Genomic DNA, 18,010 nt, shown 5'->3' with positions numbered 1-18,010 from the left:
AATGCTCTAAAGATCAGGTTTCCCATTTTTCAGGAATGCTCTCATGAATACAGCGCGACTTGTCCTTCCGGAACTCCTTCCGACCCTAAACCAGTTTCCTGCCACTGACCTGACACCAGAAACACTTCCGGACCTGAGAAACGCCCTTGAGAACCGCGCCGCGCAAGCATTTCAGAAAGCTGAAGATTTTCAGGTAACTGTTGAACAACGTCACATCCCTGCAACCCCTGACGGCGACAGAACCATCCGCCTTCTGACCGTTCAACCTAAAGAGACAAGCTCCACACCACGTCCGGTTCTGCTGCACTTCCATGGTGGAGGTCACTGCGCTGGACGCCCCGAACAGAACACTGCCGAGCTGTGCCGCTTTGCCCAGGATCTGAACTGCCTTGTCATCTCCCCGGATTACCGCCTCACACCAGAAACACCTTTCCCAGGTGGCATTGAAGATGCCTACGCAACGCTCTGCTGGATTCATGACAACGCTGACGCCCTGAATATTCGCCGCGATCAGACCGCCGTTACCGGAGAGAGCGCAGGCGGGAATCTTGCGGCGGCTGTCTGCCTGCTGGCCAGAGACCGTAATGGGCCAGCCATTCTCTTTCAAAACCTGATTTATCCGATGCTGGATGACCGGACGATCGACAAAGAGGTAAACCCATCTCCCGTCGCGGGAGAATTCGTCTGGACGCGTGCCAGTAACACTTACGCCTGGGGGATTCTTCTCGCACCCTCCCTGCCTGGCGCTGACGATATTTCTCCCTATGCCGCGCCCTCCCGCGCCAGCGATCTCTCGGGGCTGCCCCCTGTCATTATGACAATCGGCTCATTGGATCTGTTTCTCGAAGAAGACCTGCTCTACGCCCAACGACTGATCCGAAGCGGGGTCTCCGTGGAACTGGAGATCGTCCCTGGGGCCTTCCATACCTTTGATGTGACAGCAACTCCTGTGGCAAAACGTACCCTCGACAGACGAATCACTTCCATGAAGCGGTTCTTCACCCCATCTAGAGACTGACACGGAATGCATTATCCAAATGCGTTCCCCCACCTGCTCTGATGGGCTAGAGTTCGCGCCCCTGTGACTGGAGACTGATTTTTCATGGGCGATCACCGCGACGACCGCGATGCCATCAACGGCGCAAACACTGTCTATCTGGCTGAGCTTCATGCCCGTTGGCAGACCGATCCTGCGTCCGTGGACCCAGCTTTCGCCGCCCTGTTCGAAACCCTTGGTGCTGAACGTCCGACGACTGACACGTCGGACAGTAGCGCTGAGGCCCTGAAAAATGCCTATCGTCTGCGAGGCCACGCTCTCGCACGCCTGGATCCACTCGGTCTCGCACCAACACCGCACATCCCTGAGCTTAGCCCACCCGACGCAGACCGTGATCTGCTTGCTCGCCTGCGCCGCGCCTATTCTGGTACCTTAAGTGCCGAATTCATGCACATTCAGGACCCGCAGCAGAGACAATGGTGGATCGACCGGCTTGAGACGTCATCTTCGACGCCAGCGATGGAGCCGGAGCGCATTCTTCTGGCCCTGACTCGTGCAGAGGGCTTTGAAGGGTTTTGTCAAAAGCGCTTCATGGGAATGCGCCGCTTTGGTCTGGAAGGTGGAGAGAGCGTTATTGTCGCCCTCCGGACCCTGATCGATGCCGCTGCACGCGATGGGGCAAAATCTGTATCGCTGGGTATGCCACATCGCGGCCGACTGAACGTTATGGCCAATATCCTGCGGAAGCCCTTTGCGGCAATCTTCAGCGAATTTGCTGGCGCGTCCTTCAAACCAGATGACATCCAAGGGTCTGGCGACGTCAAATACCATCTCGGCACCGCCACCACGATGGAACACGCAGGCCACACCTTGCGTATTTCCCTCCTGCCAAACCCGTCTCATCTTGAAGCCGTAGACCCTGTTGTTCTCGGTCGCGTCCGCGCTGATCAGGATCGTGAAAAAGACAAGAACCGCGATCACCATCTTGGTATTCTTGTTCATGGAGACGCTGCGTTCGCCGGGCAGGGCGTTGTTTATGAAACGCTGGGCCTTTCCAAACTTGAAGGCTACCGCACAGGCGGAACCGTCCACGTCATCATCAACAATCAGATCGGCTTCACGACCGTTCAATCTGACGCTCATTCCGGTGTCTACAACACGGACATCGCCAAATCCGTTCAGGCCCCCATCCTGCATGTCAATGGCGATGACCCGGACGCTGTCGCGCGGGCAGCCCTGCTGGCACATGAATGGCGCCGCGATTTTCACGCAGACGTCGTACTGGATGTCGTCTGCTACCGTCGCCATGGCCACAATGAAACCGACGAACCCGCCTTCACCCAGCCTGCCATGGTCCATGCCATCCAGTCCCGACCCACGACGCGTCGTCTCTATGCCGATACCCTGATCCGTAAAGGTATTCTGACGTCGGATCAGGTTGAGGAGATGTGGCAGCACTTCCAGAGAAGACTGGAAGAGCAATTCGCAGCCTCCGAGCATTACCGGCCAAACGCAACCGACTGGCTAGACGGACCACAGGATTCCACCCGCCTCCAGGATGAACCCGAACGTATCCAACCCATGACCGGCGTTCCGATGGAACGTCTGCGCATGATCGGAGAGGCCATTGGCACTATTCCAGAGGGCCTGAACGTTCACCCCCGCCTTGCACGTCAGATTATCGCCCGAGGCAAAGCCGTCGCGGACGGTGGCCCTCTCGATTGGGCCACAGCCGAAGCCCTTGCGTTTGGCACCCTCTCAATGGACGGGCATCCTGTGCGCCTGTCAGGTCAGGATAGCCGGCGCGGCACCTTCAGCCAGCGTCATGCTGTGCTGTTTGATCAGGAAACGGGACGGGAAGAAACGCTCCTCGCCCATATCGCCCCCCATCAGGCCCCACTGCACCTCTGGAATTCCCCCCTCTCCGAGTTCGGAGTGCTAGGCTTCGAATACGGCTATTCCCTCGGCGACCCGGACACACTGGTTCTCTGGGAAGCCCAGTTCGGAGACTTCGCCAACGGCGCACAGGTCATTCTGGATCAGTTCATCGCCTCAGGGGAAACCAAGTGGCTTCGTACATCCGGCCTGACGCTCCTTCTTCCTCATGGGTATGAAGGTGGCGGCCCTGAACATTCATCCGCGCGACCAGAGCGCATTCTTCAGTTGTGTGCAGAAAACAATCTGCGCGTCTGTAACATCACAAGCCCGGCTAATTATTTCCATGCTCTGCGCCGCCAGATTGCGCGCCGCTGCCGCAAGCCGCTGATCATCTTCACGCCCAAGTCTTTGCTTCGCCATAAGGAAGCCGTTTCTGCGCTTGCTGAGATGGGCCCGCACACGCGTTTCCAGCCAGTCCTGGCAGACCCGCAAACCATTACCAACCCCAGAAAAATTATCCTGTGTTCCGGTAAGGTCTTCTATGACCTGACTGCCGAGCGGGCGCGGAAGTCCTGCACGGACGTGGCCATCATCCGGCTGGAACAGCTCTATCCGTTCCCTCATCACGCCCTGATCCAGCAACTGGAGCTTTATCCAGCTGCTGAACAGATTGTCTGGTGCCAGGAAGAGCCCCAAAATAATGGTGCCTGGATTTTTGTTGATCGTCGGATCGAGCGCGCTCTTCGGGAGTGCGGTCACAAGGTACAGCGCCCTGATTATGTGGGCCGTGAAAGTGCTGCCTCTCCTGCAACCGGTCTTCCTGGTGCACATGCGGCGCAGCAGGAAAAACTGGTGCAGGACGCGCTGGCCTGACGCTCAGGCCAGCAAACGCTTTTCAGGTTGGGCCACCTTGATATCCATAACTGCTCCGACCTGAACCCGTATTACCGAACCCATCTCCCCGATATTGGCGTGAACCCTGTCCACCATAATCCGGCCCGCAAGCAGCCAGAGCCACCAGAAGTGCCAGAGCCAGACCAACTTTTACCCGCATCGCCCTATTCCTTGTTTCGTTCGAGCTCACCAACGGAAATCTCAGTAAATCAACCGTCAGTTTTCAGTTCGCAGAGCCAGTATTGACGAGAAAGACCATATCCGTCGCGCGGGTCAGGGCTACATAACAAAGCTGCTGGGTCTCAAGAGGGTTTCCTCCTGCCCGACGTCGAATGTCACCCAGATCCACAAAAACATTCCGGAACGTACTGCCCTGAGACGTATGCACCGTCATGGCATAAATGGCCTGCAAATTAAGCAGCGCACTCTGAAACGCAAACCGCTGCTGCCAGCGTTTGCGCTCCTGTTTGGCTTCCTGAACCAGCCGACGGTCCACGCTCTGAAGATCCCGCGGATCCTGCACCAGATGCGCGGTAATTTCTTCTCCTGCCAGCGTGAGCACAGTCAGCTCCCAAGCTGGTAAATCCGTTGTCCATGCCGCCAGAGATCCACAGGCGTCAAAACGGTACGACAAACGAGACGCCTGAATATCCATGACCAGAACTTCTTCATTAGTCGCAATCTGCTGCCGGCTCTTGTCTTCGTTCTGTCGACTGAAAGGCGCACGCGCGACGGCACGTTCTCCCGGCATAAAGGGACGATCAATCGTCTCCCCATACCGCCATTGTCGAACCATCTGGTTCACTTGATGAACCCGGTCATTCGTCCAGCACAGGTAACGAAAGCTATCATTGTCTGCGTCAAATGCATCAGACGTGAAGGCCTTGCGCACCCAGCTTTCAACATCCTTGGGGACGAATAACCCGGAGGAGCCTTTCCGGGCATCCTGAACCCAGCTCCAGTCCACATCGCCACCCTGACTCTGCCTGATGATCGTAGCAGCCTCCAGAATGGGATTACCCGCCGCCTGCCGAACCACTGTCTCAAGATGCGATGTCGACGGGACAGCAAAAGACGGAGAAGCGTCTTCCCCGACCGGCGGAAGCTGCGCTGGATCACCCACAAACAGCACGAAGCAGTATTTGAGCAAATCCCGGATCCACCCCATCAGCTCACGCGAAATCATGGAACACTCATCCACAATCACCACGCCATCCGGAATGGTTTGCGGGCGCTTCGCGCGTACAAGAGTGGTTTTACCACCCTGAGATGACGGCTGAAGGCTCAAATGGCTCTGGATGGTCCGGCACTCGACTGTCTTGTCCACCTTGCTTCGCAGTACAGCCGTGGCCTTGTGTGTCGGCGCCGTAATCACGGTCACAACATTCAAACGAAGGAAATGCGTGGCCACTTCCTGCATCAGGGTCGTCTTACCGCTCCCGGCATACCCCGTCAGTAAATGCGTAGGCCGCTTTTCAGCATGCGCCTTGATGATTTCATCGAGAGCCGTTTTCTGAGAAGGAGTGAGCGCAACCATGGTGTCTCCTTCTCACAATCTCGCCCCCTTCTCCACCAAAAGGACAAATGGACCAGGAAAAAAGCAGCACGGGCGCAAACTGATGACATAGAGCGAGGTATAGTTTGGGTCTGACTGCCTCCTCTCCCCCCCAAAAAAAACAGCACGTCCTAACCAAGACGTGCCGATTGCTATTTTTGGGGAATAAATTATGCCCTCAAATCAAACCAAGAATTCGCTGCGTGTCGGGATCGACCGGAATCCCTGTCTCGGCACGCTTTCGAGCTTCCTGCCACTCCCGGTCACCCGGCGCCATAACAGGATTATGCGAATTAACGGACGGACCATCTCTTAAAAGATCAAGATAAGAGCGCATCGCAAGATCATAGGCCGCTTGGCCAATAAATCTTGCTGGATCTATGGCGATTGCAAAGTGGCCAACGTTCTGCCGCTTCCGGTCGCTCTGCTCTTCATCAGTGCCAACCATAACCGGGTCTAGTGCCGCCCCCGTCAGAACGCCTGCCAGTATGGTAACAAGCCCAGCCAGTGCAGCTCCCTTGAAACCAAACTCTTCCCCACCGAGTGGCTGAAGAAACGCAGCTGACTGTGCATCCCGTGTGGGTAGTCCGTCATCACGCGCAGCCACACCTGATGGTAAAGACAAGCCAAGAGAGCGATAGAGCTTAACGCGGTTGAATGGAATTGAGGACGTCGCAATGTCCATAAGCCACGGATCAGAACCACTAGTCGGGGCGGCCATCGCAATAGGGTTTGTTCCGTGAAATGGCTTGGCGCCCCCAAACAGAGACACGGCTGCGTCAGAGTTACTCATGATCAAACCGATCATTCCCTGTCTTGCAGCCTCAACGACATACGCGCCAGCTGCTCCGAAATGCGAGGAATGATGCACTCCAACCGCGCCAATTCCAGCGCCCCGAGCTAACGCCACGGCTTCATCTATGGCGCGATAGGCCGCAGAATGAGCCAGGCCGCCATCAGCATTCAACTGCCCAGTTGCCGGCCCTGTTCTGGTGAAGACAGGCACAGGCAGGGAATTCACCCCGCCAGACCGCAGAAGCCGCACATAATGTCCCACCAGCCGAACACCATGACTGTCGACCCCGATACGAGACGCATGAAGCAAAGCCCGGGTCGTGGCTTCGGCGTCTGCATCCTGCGCTCCGGCTTCCACCAGACACACGTGAACACGCTCAGACAGCAACGCTTCCGGATAATACAAAAGCTTTGTCACGCTGCTCATGACGGAAGCTCCATTTTCGCACGGGGAGCCAGAATATGTCGGGCCTGCTGACGATCCAGCGCCCCAGTCCACGCCGCCATAACAACAGGAGCAACACAGTTTCCTGCCAGGTTACCAACAGCCCGGGCAATTCCGATAAACCAGTCTACCGCCAAAAGAAGCACAAGACTGGAGAGCGGAATGGAAGGAGCAGCAGCCAACGTGGCAGCCAGAACGACGATCGCAATCCCCGGAACTCCATGAGCCCCTTTGGACGTAATCAGTGCCGTCGCCAACATAGAGAGCATTTGCGTCAGCGTCAGAGACGTACCAGTCACATCGGCCAGAAACACAATGGCAAAGCCGAGATAGATCGATAGTGCATCCAGATTGAGCGAATACCCGGCAGGAACGACCAAGCCAACCACCTGCCTGGAAACGCCCATGGCTTCGAGCTTTGCCATGATGCTTGGCAGAACTGAATCAGAGCTGGTCGTCGCCGTGACAATAAGGATCTCTTCACGGAAATAACGGGCAAAGCGCCACGGATGAACACCGCACGCCAAAAGGCAGCCGCCCAAAAGCACAACAATGAAAACTGCAATAGCTGCGAAATAGAGCACAACGAACGACGCAAGCCGACCGATAGCATCCAGTCCGTACTCTGCTACCGTCGTCGCAACAGCCCCAAACACTCCTAGCGGCGCCAGAGCGATAATCAGGCGCATCATTCTTGAAAAAAGCGTCGAGAGACTTTCAATCAGGCGTGTAACAGGTGCACCAGCGTCCCCAATCCGGCTCAGGCAACATCCTGTCAGAATGGCGAAAAACAGGATCTGGAGAATGTTCCCTTCGGCGAAAGCGGCAACCGGAGACCGTGGAACAAGACTCAGGATGAACCCGGTAAAACCTTGCCCGTGCAGAAGGTGAGCATTCGCAGCGTAGGATGCCACGATATGGGCATCCTCAGGGCTGGGCGTAAAAGTCAGTCCTTGTCCGGGCCGGATAAGCATTGCTGCCCCAACCGACAGCAGCAGGACGAGCGTGGTCATACCCTCGAAATAAATCAGGGACCGAAAGCCCAGTCGTCCCACAGCACCTAGCGATCCCGCGCCCGTAATACCCGTCACGACAATACAGAACAGCAGCGGGCCGACCGCCATCAGAATCAGACGAAGGAACAGATCAGTGAGCCATCGGAATTGCCCTGCAACATGCGGTGCGAACAGACCAACCAGAACCCCGATCAGAGTTGCAATCACAACCTGAGAGAAAATCCCTGGACGAAACCTGCGTTTCGCATCTTTCGAAAGGCTCGTATTGCTCGTCATCCAGACCTTCTTCCCGTCGTTCCTTCAGAAAACCTGACGCCGGCTAGAGGCTCTGCACTCCGGCTCAGGTCCTGATTATTCTTTCAGTACGTTACGTTCATTTTTGCGCCTACGAAACGTGGCAGACCCGGCATGACGCCATAGAAAGTGGCCTGCGTCCCGCCAGAAAGCCAGTAACGGCGATCAGCAAGGTTTTGCCCATAAACCGATACAGACCAATGCTGTTTCGGTGCCGCAAACGTCAGGAACGAGTTCACAAGGAAATAGGCCGGAGCACGGTAGATCCCGCCATCTCCAATATGCTGCGGCTGCGTCTGTGCGCCGCGATAATTATAATCGACGTCAAAAGTCATTTTGTAGTCATGGAACATGGACCAGGTGTAGGTAGCCGCTCCTGAAAGAGTCAGATTGGCCAGCCCCATGTTGTAGCCATTATAGTTCGTATTCACAGGTGACCAGACACCCGTTGAGGCAAACTGGGCGGTTGTGGCACTGCGATTTAGGCTCTGGAACTGAGAGTAAGAGCCGTTCTGGTATCCAAAATTCTGTGTCAGCACGAGCCCATGAAACGGATGTGCTTCCATATCGAACTCAGCGCCATAAATGTTGGAGCGCGGTGCATTCACGTAGCCGCCCAGCACACCGTACGGTGGCACAAGGATGGTCCCGAGCAGCTGCTGGTCCCGATAATCATAATAGAAACCGGCTGCATTAAAGCGCAGACGCCGGTTGAACAGCATCGTTTTGAAACCACCCTCATACGTCAGAACCTGCTCGGCCTTGAACGGCTTTAGCTGGCTGGCCTGCTGGGTGATGTTGGCCGAAAACCCTCCTGGCTTGAAGCCACGCGAGAACATGACATAGCCCATCACGCTAGGATTGAACTGGTATTGTGCCCCGACACGTCCAGCGAACTGATTTGTCAGTGCCCCTGAATTGCCGAAGTTCTGCACATGCGTTCTGGCACCCGTATTCAGATCGTAATCAGCGCTGACAACATTCAGCATCTGCCGGTCGTCCGACTCATGGCTGATCGCCCCGATCAGGGTCAGCTTCGGCAGAATGCGATATGAAAGCTGAACATACTGATTGAAGTTCTGCTGATTTTGACGATAGGACGTCTCATTCAGCGGTGTCGTCCCAGGCCGGTCTGATGAATCATACCAGAAATTCTGCGCCATCCGTGCACGGCTGTAATACATGCCGACTTCCCAGTGGAAGCGAGCATGCGGATTCCGGGACTCAAGCTTAACTTCCTGCGAGAAAACATTCGTCTGGTTGTTGCGGAACATATTGCCATAGGACGCGACCGAGTTCGTCTGGTTGGTCAGTTCATGCTCGTCAACAGCTTCAAAAGCGCTCAGCGTCCATAACCGGCCCCAGCTGAAGTCCTTCGTATAGCGGACATTCGCCCCCCAGAAGATATTGTCTTCCCTTGGCTTCTGATTAGCTCCGTTGATACCGATAATTTTCGCAAACCGCGGATCAAGTCCCCATTCCGTCTGCATGATATCTGACGTCACAGGAACGCCGTAGCTGTTATAGAAATTATGCCCCGAAGACGTCTCGGACTGGTCAGTCGTCCAGTGCCCGCCAATGTCCAGCGTCGATGTTGCGTCGATTTTCCAGCGCAGCTTGCCGCGAAGCGCTCCGATATTGGAGTTGCCGTAGCCTTCGCCCTGCGAATTGTGCTGGAAGCCGCCCCCCGTCATGGACTGCCCTGCCAAACGGAACGAAACCGACTTGGAAATTGGCCCGGAGACAAACCCCTCGACCCGGTTGCGACCATAGCTTGCAATGTCTTCCGTCAGGCCCGCATGAAACTCAGGGGTAGGATCACCCGTGTGGAAATTAATCTCACCACCGGTGGTGGACTGCCCATGCGTGAAACCGGACGCACCAGGCGCGACAGAAATGTCATCCATGTCAAACAGCATACCCGAAGTCATAATACTCACCGGATAGGCCACACCATCGACATACGGCATGACGGACGGGGTGTTGTTCTGGGTGAAATCCATCAGCCCGACACCGCGCAATGCAAAGTTCAGTGCAGAGCTTCCAAAAGACGGCTGAATAGTCAGATTTGGCGCAACACGAACGATGTCTGTCAACTGACGGACGTTGCGATTCTGAAGCTCCTGACGGGACAGTACCGTTTCAGAATGCGCCTCATGCTGACCTGCGCCAGTCACACCGCGCCGGGCATTAACGTGAACGACCTCATTACTCGCCGCGGAAGCATCAACTGTACGATGCCGTGCTGTTCCAGAGCCATGTTTGGCAATGGGATGCAAGTTCCGCTTCGCCGCCACTACAGCAGCATCCGCGCTGCCTGCACAGGACAGAAGAGCTGTGGACAGAAGCGTGACGCGCAATGAGAGAGCAGAACGGGAGCGGCAGGGCGAAACAAGGGACATCGGGCATTTCCAGATCGGCGATGTGAAGCAGTCAGGATGTGTCGCAATTCACCATGTCGGCAAATCTTGTATACCAGATAGAATACAAACCGTTCTTGTTCCACATTAAAAATGATCGAAGCCGGAATATTCCTTTTTCGGATCTTCTGTTGTGCTTGTTCCCTCAAAAAAGGAGGCGCATAAAAGCTGCCATGGAAGACCGGAAAAAATCGATGCAGCCAGCAAGCAGCAATGTCATCGAGAACAGAATCATACAGGCCGTTCTTTCTGAAGAGATTTCACCAGGAGAGCGGCTGGGAGAAAAAGACCTAGGCGAGATCTTCGGGGTCTCGCGAACACTGGTGCGAGAAGCAATGATGCGCCTCAGTAGCCGAGGCATTGTGGCAGTCTCACCGAGAAGAGGCTGGTTCGTTATTGAACCTACCGTCGAAGAAGCCCGGGAAACAATCGAAGCACGCCGATCTGTTGAAATCGGTCTTCTCATGACTCAGAAAAATATTAGTGCAGAGATGATCAAGCAGCTCGAAGCACATGTCTTGGAGCAACAGCGTGCCATCGATGAGAATGACCTGGGTCGTCGGAGCTACCTTCTAGGCCACTTCCACGTTCACCTTGCCGCAGCGCTTGGGAATTCTATTCTGGCCAACATTCTTGAAGAACTGACAACCCGGATCGTGCTGATCGCCACCTTGTATCAATCCAAGGCAGACGCGCAGCAATCCTGCGACAACCACCGTCGACTTGTAAGCGCACTCCGCAAAAACAAGGTAAAAGATGCCATAAAGATCATGGATGCCCATCTGACGCATCTTGATAAAGCACTCAGCATCCGGAAAAAAATGAAACCACGCTGTGCGGACCAACTCCGTGGCAAAGCTTCTTTCGTGCCGTGAGGCTGACATCGCATATTGGCTTGGGACGAAATCATTAGCTTGAAAGCGTTGCTTGCTAATGGCGCAGGGCTGACGGAGCCCATCATCAAATATGCTTCGCCCTAGGCGAAGTTTTCCAAACATATTTGATCTAAAAGGAAAATGGTGAACCGGCTGGGACTCGAACCCAGGACCATTCGATTAAAAGTCGAATGCTCTACCAACTGAGCTACCGGTTCATCCGAGCGGATGGCTACCCCACAACCACTATGGAGGTCAACCTCCAGCAGCCGGAAAACAGCACTAGAATTTTTTTGGTTATGTTATAACGTATTAAATACTACCGATTCAGAGCCTGAAAAAGCCCCCGTATGCGCTCCAAAAATAACAACCTGACCACTCACTCCGCCTTAAACGATCGCACTGTACGGCATGAAATCTGGCAACGCTTTGAGGGGAACGAGTGGGATGCATTCGACCAGCTTCCAGCAGCCATTCGCAGACGCCTGAACGAACACGTCTATGATGCCTGGTCCGTCAACGCCTTGATCCTGTGGAAGCACTACAAGCGCATTTACGGCCGCACTCCGCGTGCCGAGCGAGCCCTGATCAAATATCTGGATTATTGTGAACGCCTCGAACGCGAGGCCTTTTCAGAGCGCTACACCGCTCAATGCGGCTCGCCCTACCCTCATGATGCCGCAGGAGTGACAGTCCTGCGCACACCAGAGAACAAGCAGCAAGCTGCCTGAGCGTCCCGCAAGACACTCAGAACAGCCCAAACAGCTTCAGGCTTCTACATAAGCCTTAACGATGGTGTCCGGATCCTTGACGACGCCTGACGAGCCAGCGCCACGCTTGATCTGATCGACATACTCCATGCCTTCAACAACCTTGCCAGCGATCGTGTACTGACCGTTCAAGGACGGCACGTCCTGGAACATGATGAAGAACTGGCTGTTTGCAGAGTGCGGAGCCATCGTACGGGCCATGCCAAGTGTGCCACGCTCGAACTTTGCCTTGTCCGTGAACTCGGCCTTCAGGTCCGGGTAGCTGCTACCGCTGGTGCCTGTGCCAGTCGGATCGCCGCCCTGTGCCATGAAGCCTTCGATCACACGGTGGAACTTCACACCGTCATAAAAACCTTCGCTCGCCAGAAGCTTCAGACGCTCCACAGCCAGCGGCGCCAGATCAGGGCGCAGCTCAATGACGACCTTGCCGCTCTTGAGTTCGAAAACCAGCTTATTGCCGTCGGGTACTGCGGTCTCAGACATCTTGGAACCTTCCAGAAATCAATGAAGGTTCCTATGTCGCCCTTCGACCCAGTTTCGACAAGACGAGACTTGCAACATCTTCGCTGACAAAGGAGGAAATATCGCCATCAAGACGGGCAATTTCCTTCACAATCCGACTGGCCGTCGTGCGATGCCCTTCGGAAGACAGCAGAAAGACCGTCTCAATTTCCGGCGCCAGACGACGCAACGCCCCAGAGAGCTGACTTTCAAAGTCGAAATCCCCCGCAGAACGAAGGCCGCGCACAACCGTCCCGGCGCCAGCCTTACGTACGGCATCGACCAATAGGGTATCAAACCCCAAAACCCTGATCCGGTCCGCATGAGGCAATTTCGAGACCTCCTGCCGCATCATCTCCAGACGCTCTTCCAGCGTCAGAAGCGGCTGCTTCCCCTCATTGACCGCCACACCAACCAGCAGGCGGTCAAAAAGAGTAGACGCACGGTCGATAATATCCAGATGACCGAACGTCACCGGATCAAACGTGCCGGGATAAAACCCGACACGCGGATCAGTCTGCCACTCAGGCATCAGGGGCTGCGTCACCCACAGAAGCCTCACCGTCCGTCACAGTGCCATCAACAGGCACTGTACCGTCTGGCGTTGCCACGACATCCCCTTCGATCAGGTCGCCCTCTTCTCCATCATCTTCCACAACCGGGAAGACACAGATCACGGTCTCACTGTCGTTCAGGCGGAATAGCGTCACACCACTGGCCTGACGTGCCATGACACGCACCTGAGACACCGGCAGACGGATCAGACGACCCGTATCGGTCACGAGCATGACATCCGTGCCATCCAGAGTCGGAAGCGTCCCAACCACTTCCTTGCCACGACGATTGGCCGAGAAGGTCATGTTCGTGATGCCCTGACCGCCACGGCCCGACACACGATAATCATAGGCGGAGGAACGACGGCCAAACCCGCCATCCGTCACAGTCAGAAGAATTTCTTCCTGATGTTCCAGCTCCTCGAAGCGCTCCTGCGTCAGATCGCCAGCGATCTCCACAGTGTCTTCGTCACCGGACACCACTTCTTCTTCAGCACCTTCTGCCGACGCAGCATTTTCGGCGCGACGTTTTGCATTGGCCATCCGCAGATAGGCCGCACGCTCTTCAACGCTGGCATCCACATGGTTGAGGATGCACAGTGAAATCACCGCATCCCCATCACCAAGGCGGATACCACGCACGCCCGAGCTGCCACGGCCGGCAAACACACGCAGCGTATCATCGGTGATCTGGAAGCGGACACAGCGCGCGTTCTTCGTTGCCAGGAACACGTCCTGACCTTCACGACACGTCGCCACACCAATGAGGGAATCGCCCTCATCCAGCTTCATCGCAATCAGACCAGATGCCCGAATATTCCGGAAATCATTCAGGCGGTTACGACGAACATTGCCGCTGGCGGTCGCAAAGGTGAGGTGTAGGTCTTCCCACAGCTCTTCATCCTGCGGCAGCGGCAGCACCGCTGTAATAGCGTCCGAACCAAGCTCTGGAAGCAGGTTGACCAGCGCGCGCCCCTTGGACGTCGGAGACGCTTCCGGCAGATGCCAGACCTTGGTGCGATAAGCTTTGCCGCCCGAAGAGAAGAACAGTACCCACTGGTGGGTATGGGCATTGAAGCTGCGAATAATGACGTCATCGCCACGACGGCCAGACGCCGTACGACCACGCCCACCGCGGTTCTGTGAGCGGAACATCTCAAGCGGCGTCCGCTTGATGAAACCGTCACGCGTGATGGTCACAACCATCTGACCCGGCTCGATCAGGCTTTCGTCAGACTGATCGCCCAGCGCATCGGAGATTTCCGACATCCGTGGGGTGGCAATTTCAGCCCGGGCCGCCAGCAATTCATTGCGCATGACATCCATGCGACGAGTGTGACTGCCAATGATGTCGAGCAGGTCGGCAATCTTGGCCGCAACTTCGCTCAGCTCACCCTGGATCTTCTCACGTTCCAGACCGGTTAGACGCTGCAAACGCAGTTCGAGAATACCGCGAGCCTGCGCTTCTGTGAGGCGAACCTTGCCATCATAAATGACATTGCCTTCGTCCTGGATCAGCTCCAGCAACGGCACAACTTCGCTCGCATCCCACTCGCGCGCCATGAGCAGCTCACGCGCTGTCGAGGCATCCGGGGCAGAACGGATCAGCGCGATCACTTCGTCGATGTTGGCAACAGCCAGCACAAGGCCAACCAGCAGATGCCCACGATCCCGAACCTTGTTCAGATCGAAGCGTGCGCGACGCAGAATGACGTCTTCGCGGAAACGAATGAACGCCTGTAGAACGTCCATCAGCCCCATCGTGCGCGGCTTGCCCTCATCGAGTGCCAGCATATTGACACTGAAGGACGTCTGAAGCTGCGTGAAGCGATAGAGCTGGTTCAGCACCACTTCCGGCGTCGCATCGCGCTTCAGCTCAATGACAACGCGCATTCCAGAACGATCACTTTCGTCCCGGATATCGGAGATGCCTTCGATTTCCTTCGCACGAACGAGATCGGCAATCTTCTCCTGAAGGGTTGCCTTGTTCACCTGATATGGGATCTCGGTGATGACGATCGCCTGGCGATCCTTGCGGATCTCCTCGATCTCAGCACGAGCCCGGACGGGAACAGACCCACGCCCTGTCTCGAACGCCTTGCGGATACCGCTGCGGCCCATGATGATTCCGCCGGTCGGGAAATCCGGGCCGGGGATGATCTGCATCAGCTCATCCAGCTCGATCGCCGGATTGGCAATCATCGCCAGCGTGGCATCAATAACTTCGCCAGGATTATGCGTCGGGATGTTCGTGGCCATACCGACCGCGATACCCGAAGCGCCATTCACCAGAAGATTTGGGAACGTCGCTGGCAGAACCTTGGGCTCGTGCTCGCTCTCGTCGTAGTTCGGCTGAAAATCAACCGTATCCCGCTCAATATCATCCAGCAGGAACGACGCAGACTTGGCCAGACGGGCTTCTGTGTAACGCATGGCAGCCGGGCTATCGCCATCGACCGAACCGAAGTTACCCTGTCCATCAATCAGCTTGACGCGCATTGACCAATGCTGCGCCATACGAACCATGGCATCGTAAATCGAGCTGTCACCGTGCGGATGGTATTTACCCATCACGTCACCGACCGCACGCGCAGACTTGCGGTAAGGCTTATCAGACGTAAACCCACTCTCGCGCATCGCGTACAGGATGCGGCGATGGACGGGTTTCAGGCCGTCACGCACATCCGGCAAGGCACGCGAGACGATCACCGACATCGCATAGGCCAGATAGGAGGAGCGCATCTCCTCCTCGATCGTCACCGGAAGACGATCGGAAGGTACAATATCAGTCGGCTCGTTCAGCTCGGTCAAGACAGGTCCACCACGCTAAAATACAGTCCGCACAGCATAGCCCATGCGCGGCCTACATGCCACACCCACCCCATTATGGCCTGTGAGACTGAAAAACGGTCACGTCCAGCAGGAAACTGCCGTCTTCTTCCAACCCCAGTCTTTCACGGACAGCTACAGGCGCACCACGCTGCAACGACCGGATGCCCTCTACACGTTCCGTCGGCGTTCGTGTTCGCGATACCCAGCTCTCAAATTCCATCCGCAAACGGCTGCGTATCAGGCCATCCACAACAAAGCCGGATCTTCCAAGAGCAGACACCCATTCTGTCACGGCATAGTCCCTCGCATGAGAAATATCCCGCATCAATTCCAGCGTCTGGAGCCAGCTATCGGACATAGCGTCTTCAGGAGCCGTAACATCGCCGAAAATAGCCAGACCTCCTGGCTTCAGAACGCGACGCACTTCTCTCAGACCAGCCTCAAAACCTTCCCAATGATGGGCACTAAACCTGCATAAAACAGCGTCAAACACACAATCATCAAATGGAAGCGCTTCTGCGGCGCCCTGTGCAACAACAATGTTACCAAGACCACGGTCCTGAGCGGACCGGCTTACAGCAGCCAACATTCCAGCCGTGACATCGCAGGCGACAACCTGCCCGACATGTGGCGCAACAACATAGCTGACATGCCCCCCGCCACAGCCAAGGTCCAGCACACGTTCAAACCCGCGCCCCTGAACAGCCCGAGCCATCACGTCCAGATCATCGCCCTGATTATGCACCACGCTATTTACGTAAGATGACGCCCTGTCTTCATAATGCTTCGCAGCAAATTGTCCTGCCTGCCTAACCATCTGATTTTTCTCCCTTTGGAGATCATCATCAGACAACAAACAGTCAGGTATAAGATCCTATTTTATCATGGTATAAATTGCACCATGCCTACGTCCAGCCGCAAAACTCTTGGTCTGTTTCTTCGCACGCATCGCGAAAGGCTTTCCCCGTCAGAAGCAGGATTGCTGACTCCATTACGTCGCAGACGCACCCCAGGACTGCGCCGCGAAGAAACAGCTCAACTCTGCGGGATCAGCACGACATGGTACACGTGGCTGGAACAGGGACGCGACGTCTCATGCTCATCCGCCACACTGTCGCGGATTGCCACGGCTCTGAAACTGTCCACGACAGAAAGACGCTACGTTTTCACTTTGGCAGAACTGCGAGACCCTCACGGGGATCATACCGAGCCAACTGCACCAGCCACACTTCTCAGCCTCCCGGAACAGATCTCCAGCCCCGCTTATTTGCTAGATCCCTTGTGGAATGTTCTGAGCGCAAATTCCGCAGCCAAAATCCTTTTCAATACCTGGCTGAACAGCTCAGAGACCAATCAGCTGCGCTATGTTTTTCTGAACCCCAATGCCCGAATTTTCCTTACGGACTGGCTAACCCGCGCCCAGCGGCTTCTGGCCGAATTTCGGGCCGATACAGTTTCGAGTGCCCGTACCAAACCTTTTCAGACACTTGTCTCAACTCTTCAGAGAGAAAGTCCGGAATTTAATCGTTTCTGGGAAGACCAGAGCGTCCTCCCCAGAGAAGGAGGGCAGCGGAGCTTTCAACATCCAACACAAGGCCTTCTCTACTACGATCAAACAACATTCATCCCGACAGCTCATGCGGGCTATAAACTCGTCATTTTAGCCAGAAGCACGGCCACTCCGGATTCCACCCCATGAACCCGAACTACACTCTCCGCCCAGCCGATTTTTCCGACCAAGAAACACGCGACCTTTTGGCCTTTCACCTTGCCGGAATGCACGAAAACACCCCTGCTGGACATGTCTTCGCCTTGGATCTGGCAGCTCTCACCTCATCTGATATCGAGGTCTGGACTGTCTATCACCACGGCCACGTTGCTGGCATTGGTGCGCTAAAACGATTGAGTGCTCACGACGGTGAACTCAAATCCATGCGTACTCATCCGGATTTTTTAAGACAGGGCATCGCCAGCACTCTTCTGGATCATCTCATTCACAGAGCACGCTCTCTGGGCCTGAAAAAGCTCAGCCTTGAAACCGGCCGGAATTCCTCTTTCGAACCCGCACTAAAGCTCTACAAGGCCCGAGGCTTTCAACTCGGCGAACCCTTCGCTGACTATCAGGCCTCTGGGTTCAACCAGTTCCTTCATCTGTCGCTCTAAAACGGACCTTTCACGCATAAA

At 55.6% G+C, this 18,010-nt stretch carries 15 protein-coding genes and 1 tRNA gene; 6 read left to right on the top strand and 10 right to left on the bottom strand.

The window, feature by feature from the left end:
- Nucleotides 1–43 precede the first annotated feature (43 nt).
- Together ABDK75_RS01390 and ABDK75_RS01385 are read left to right on the top strand one after the other, a co-directional pair.
- The gene (locus tag ABDK75_RS01390; protein WP_346004766.1) at nucleotides 44–1,018 is read left to right on the top strand and encodes an alpha/beta hydrolase; all 975 of its coding nucleotides are present in this window, start codon (nucleotides 44–46) and stop codon (nucleotides 1,016–1,018) included.
- Nucleotides 1,019–1,102: 84 nt separating this feature from the next.
- Nucleotides 1,103–3,748 carry a 2-oxoglutarate dehydrogenase E1 component gene (locus ABDK75_RS01385; RefSeq protein ID WP_346004765.1) on the top strand — a complete coding sequence of 882 codons (2,646 nt, stop codon included), beginning with the start codon at nucleotides 1,103–1,105 and terminating at the stop codon, nucleotides 3,746–3,748.
- Between the two features lie 22 nt (nucleotides 3,749–3,770).
- On the opposite strand, the gene ABDK75_RS01380 is transcribed toward ABDK75_RS01385, so the two are convergent.
- The 5 genes from ABDK75_RS01380 to ABDK75_RS01360 all read right to left on the bottom strand — a co-directional run bounded on the left by ABDK75_RS01380 (nucleotide 3,771) and on the right by ABDK75_RS01360 (nucleotide 10,276).
- Nucleotides 3,771–3,929 (bottom strand): hypothetical protein, encoded by a 159-nt coding sequence (locus ABDK75_RS01380; protein WP_167386119.1) that lies wholly within the window; start codon nucleotides 3,927–3,929, stop codon nucleotides 3,771–3,773.
- Between the two features lie 63 nt (nucleotides 3,930–3,992).
- Nucleotides 3,993–5,306, bottom strand: coding sequence for an AAA family ATPase (locus tag ABDK75_RS01375; RefSeq protein ID WP_346004764.1), 1,314 nt, complete (start codon nucleotides 5,304–5,306; stop codon nucleotides 3,993–3,995).
- Between the two features lie 196 nt (nucleotides 5,307–5,502).
- The gene (locus ABDK75_RS01370) at nucleotides 5,503–6,546 is read right to left on the bottom strand and encodes an Ldh family oxidoreductase (protein WP_346004763.1); all 1,044 of its coding nucleotides are present in this window, start codon (nucleotides 6,544–6,546) and stop codon (nucleotides 5,503–5,505) included.
- Nucleotides 6,543–7,856 carry a cation:dicarboxylate symporter family transporter gene (locus ABDK75_RS01365; protein WP_346004762.1) on the bottom strand — a complete coding sequence of 438 codons (1,314 nt, stop codon included), beginning with the start codon at nucleotides 7,854–7,856 and terminating at the stop codon, nucleotides 6,543–6,545. The genes ABDK75_RS01370 and ABDK75_RS01365 overlap by 4 nt, the downstream gene beginning before the upstream one ends.
- 83 nt (nucleotides 7,857–7,939) lie before the next feature.
- Entirely contained in the window at nucleotides 7,940–10,276 is a 2,337-nt protein-coding gene (locus tag ABDK75_RS01360) for a TonB-dependent receptor domain-containing protein (protein ID WP_346004760.1), read from the bottom strand.
- 53 nt (nucleotides 10,277–10,329) lie between these two features.
- Between ABDK75_RS01360 and ABDK75_RS01355 the strand changes: the two genes are divergently transcribed.
- On the top strand, nucleotides 10,330–11,169 hold the full coding sequence (locus ABDK75_RS01355) for a GntR family transcriptional regulator (RefSeq protein WP_339406475.1): 840 nt from the start codon (nucleotides 10,330–10,332) through the stop codon (nucleotides 11,167–11,169).
- A gap of 142 nt (nucleotides 11,170–11,311) precedes the next feature.
- On the opposite strand, the gene ABDK75_RS01350 is transcribed toward ABDK75_RS01355, so the two are convergent.
- Nucleotides 11,312–11,387: transfer RNA gene (locus ABDK75_RS01350), tRNA-Lys, on the bottom strand.
- A gap of 132 nt (nucleotides 11,388–11,519) precedes the next feature.
- Here ABDK75_RS01350 and ABDK75_RS01345 point away from each other — a divergent pair.
- Entirely contained in the window at nucleotides 11,520–11,900 is a 381-nt protein-coding gene (locus ABDK75_RS01345; protein ID WP_339406477.1) for a DUF6525 family protein, read from the top strand.
- 36 nt (nucleotides 11,901–11,936) lie between these two features.
- Here the strand turns inward: ABDK75_RS01345 and ABDK75_RS01340 are convergent, their stop codons facing one another.
- From ABDK75_RS01340 to ABDK75_RS01325, 4 genes are all read right to left on the bottom strand, one after another.
- Nucleotides 11,937–12,422 carry a peptidylprolyl isomerase gene (locus ABDK75_RS01340; protein ID WP_099211491.1) on the bottom strand — a complete coding sequence of 162 codons (486 nt, stop codon included), beginning with the start codon at nucleotides 12,420–12,422 and terminating at the stop codon, nucleotides 11,937–11,939.
- Nucleotides 12,423–12,453: 31 nt separating this feature from the next.
- Nucleotides 12,454–12,972: a pantetheine-phosphate adenylyltransferase gene (gene coaD, locus ABDK75_RS01335; protein WP_046900542.1), complete on the bottom strand. Its 519-nt coding sequence runs from the start codon at nucleotides 12,970–12,972 to the stop codon at nucleotides 12,454–12,456.
- A complete protein-coding gene (gene gyrA / locus ABDK75_RS01330; RefSeq protein WP_099211489.1) occupies nucleotides 12,965–15,805 on the bottom strand; it encodes a DNA gyrase subunit A in 2,841 nt (946 codons plus the stop codon). Before gyrA ends, coaD begins: the two co-directional genes overlap by 8 nt.
- A gap of 73 nt (nucleotides 15,806–15,878) precedes the next feature.
- Complete coding sequence (locus ABDK75_RS01325) at nucleotides 15,879–16,643, bottom strand: class I SAM-dependent methyltransferase (protein WP_346004759.1); 765 nt, start codon at nucleotides 16,641–16,643, stop codon at nucleotides 15,879–15,881.
- A gap of 84 nt (nucleotides 16,644–16,727) precedes the next feature.
- Here ABDK75_RS01325 and ABDK75_RS01320 point away from each other — a divergent pair, with 84 nt between their 5' ends.
- Both ABDK75_RS01320 and ABDK75_RS01315 read left to right on the top strand, forming a co-directional pair.
- Nucleotides 16,728–17,525, top strand: a complete 798-nt coding sequence (locus tag ABDK75_RS01320) for a helix-turn-helix transcriptional regulator (protein WP_346004758.1) — start codon at nucleotides 16,728–16,730, stop codon at nucleotides 17,523–17,525.
- Nucleotides 17,522–17,989, top strand: coding sequence for a GNAT family N-acetyltransferase (locus ABDK75_RS01315; protein WP_346004757.1), 468 nt, complete (start codon nucleotides 17,522–17,524; stop codon nucleotides 17,987–17,989). The genes ABDK75_RS01320 and ABDK75_RS01315 overlap by 4 nt, the downstream gene beginning before the upstream one ends.
- Nucleotides 17,990–18,010 lie beyond the last annotated feature (21 nt).

Source organism: Gluconobacter sp. OJA (assembly GCF_039638325.1).
GTDB lineage: Bacteria > Pseudomonadota > Alphaproteobacteria > Acetobacterales > Acetobacteraceae > Gluconobacter > Gluconobacter cerinus.
Note: the sequence above shows the minus strand (reverse complement) of the source record. Positions and strands in the feature narration are given on the sequence as shown.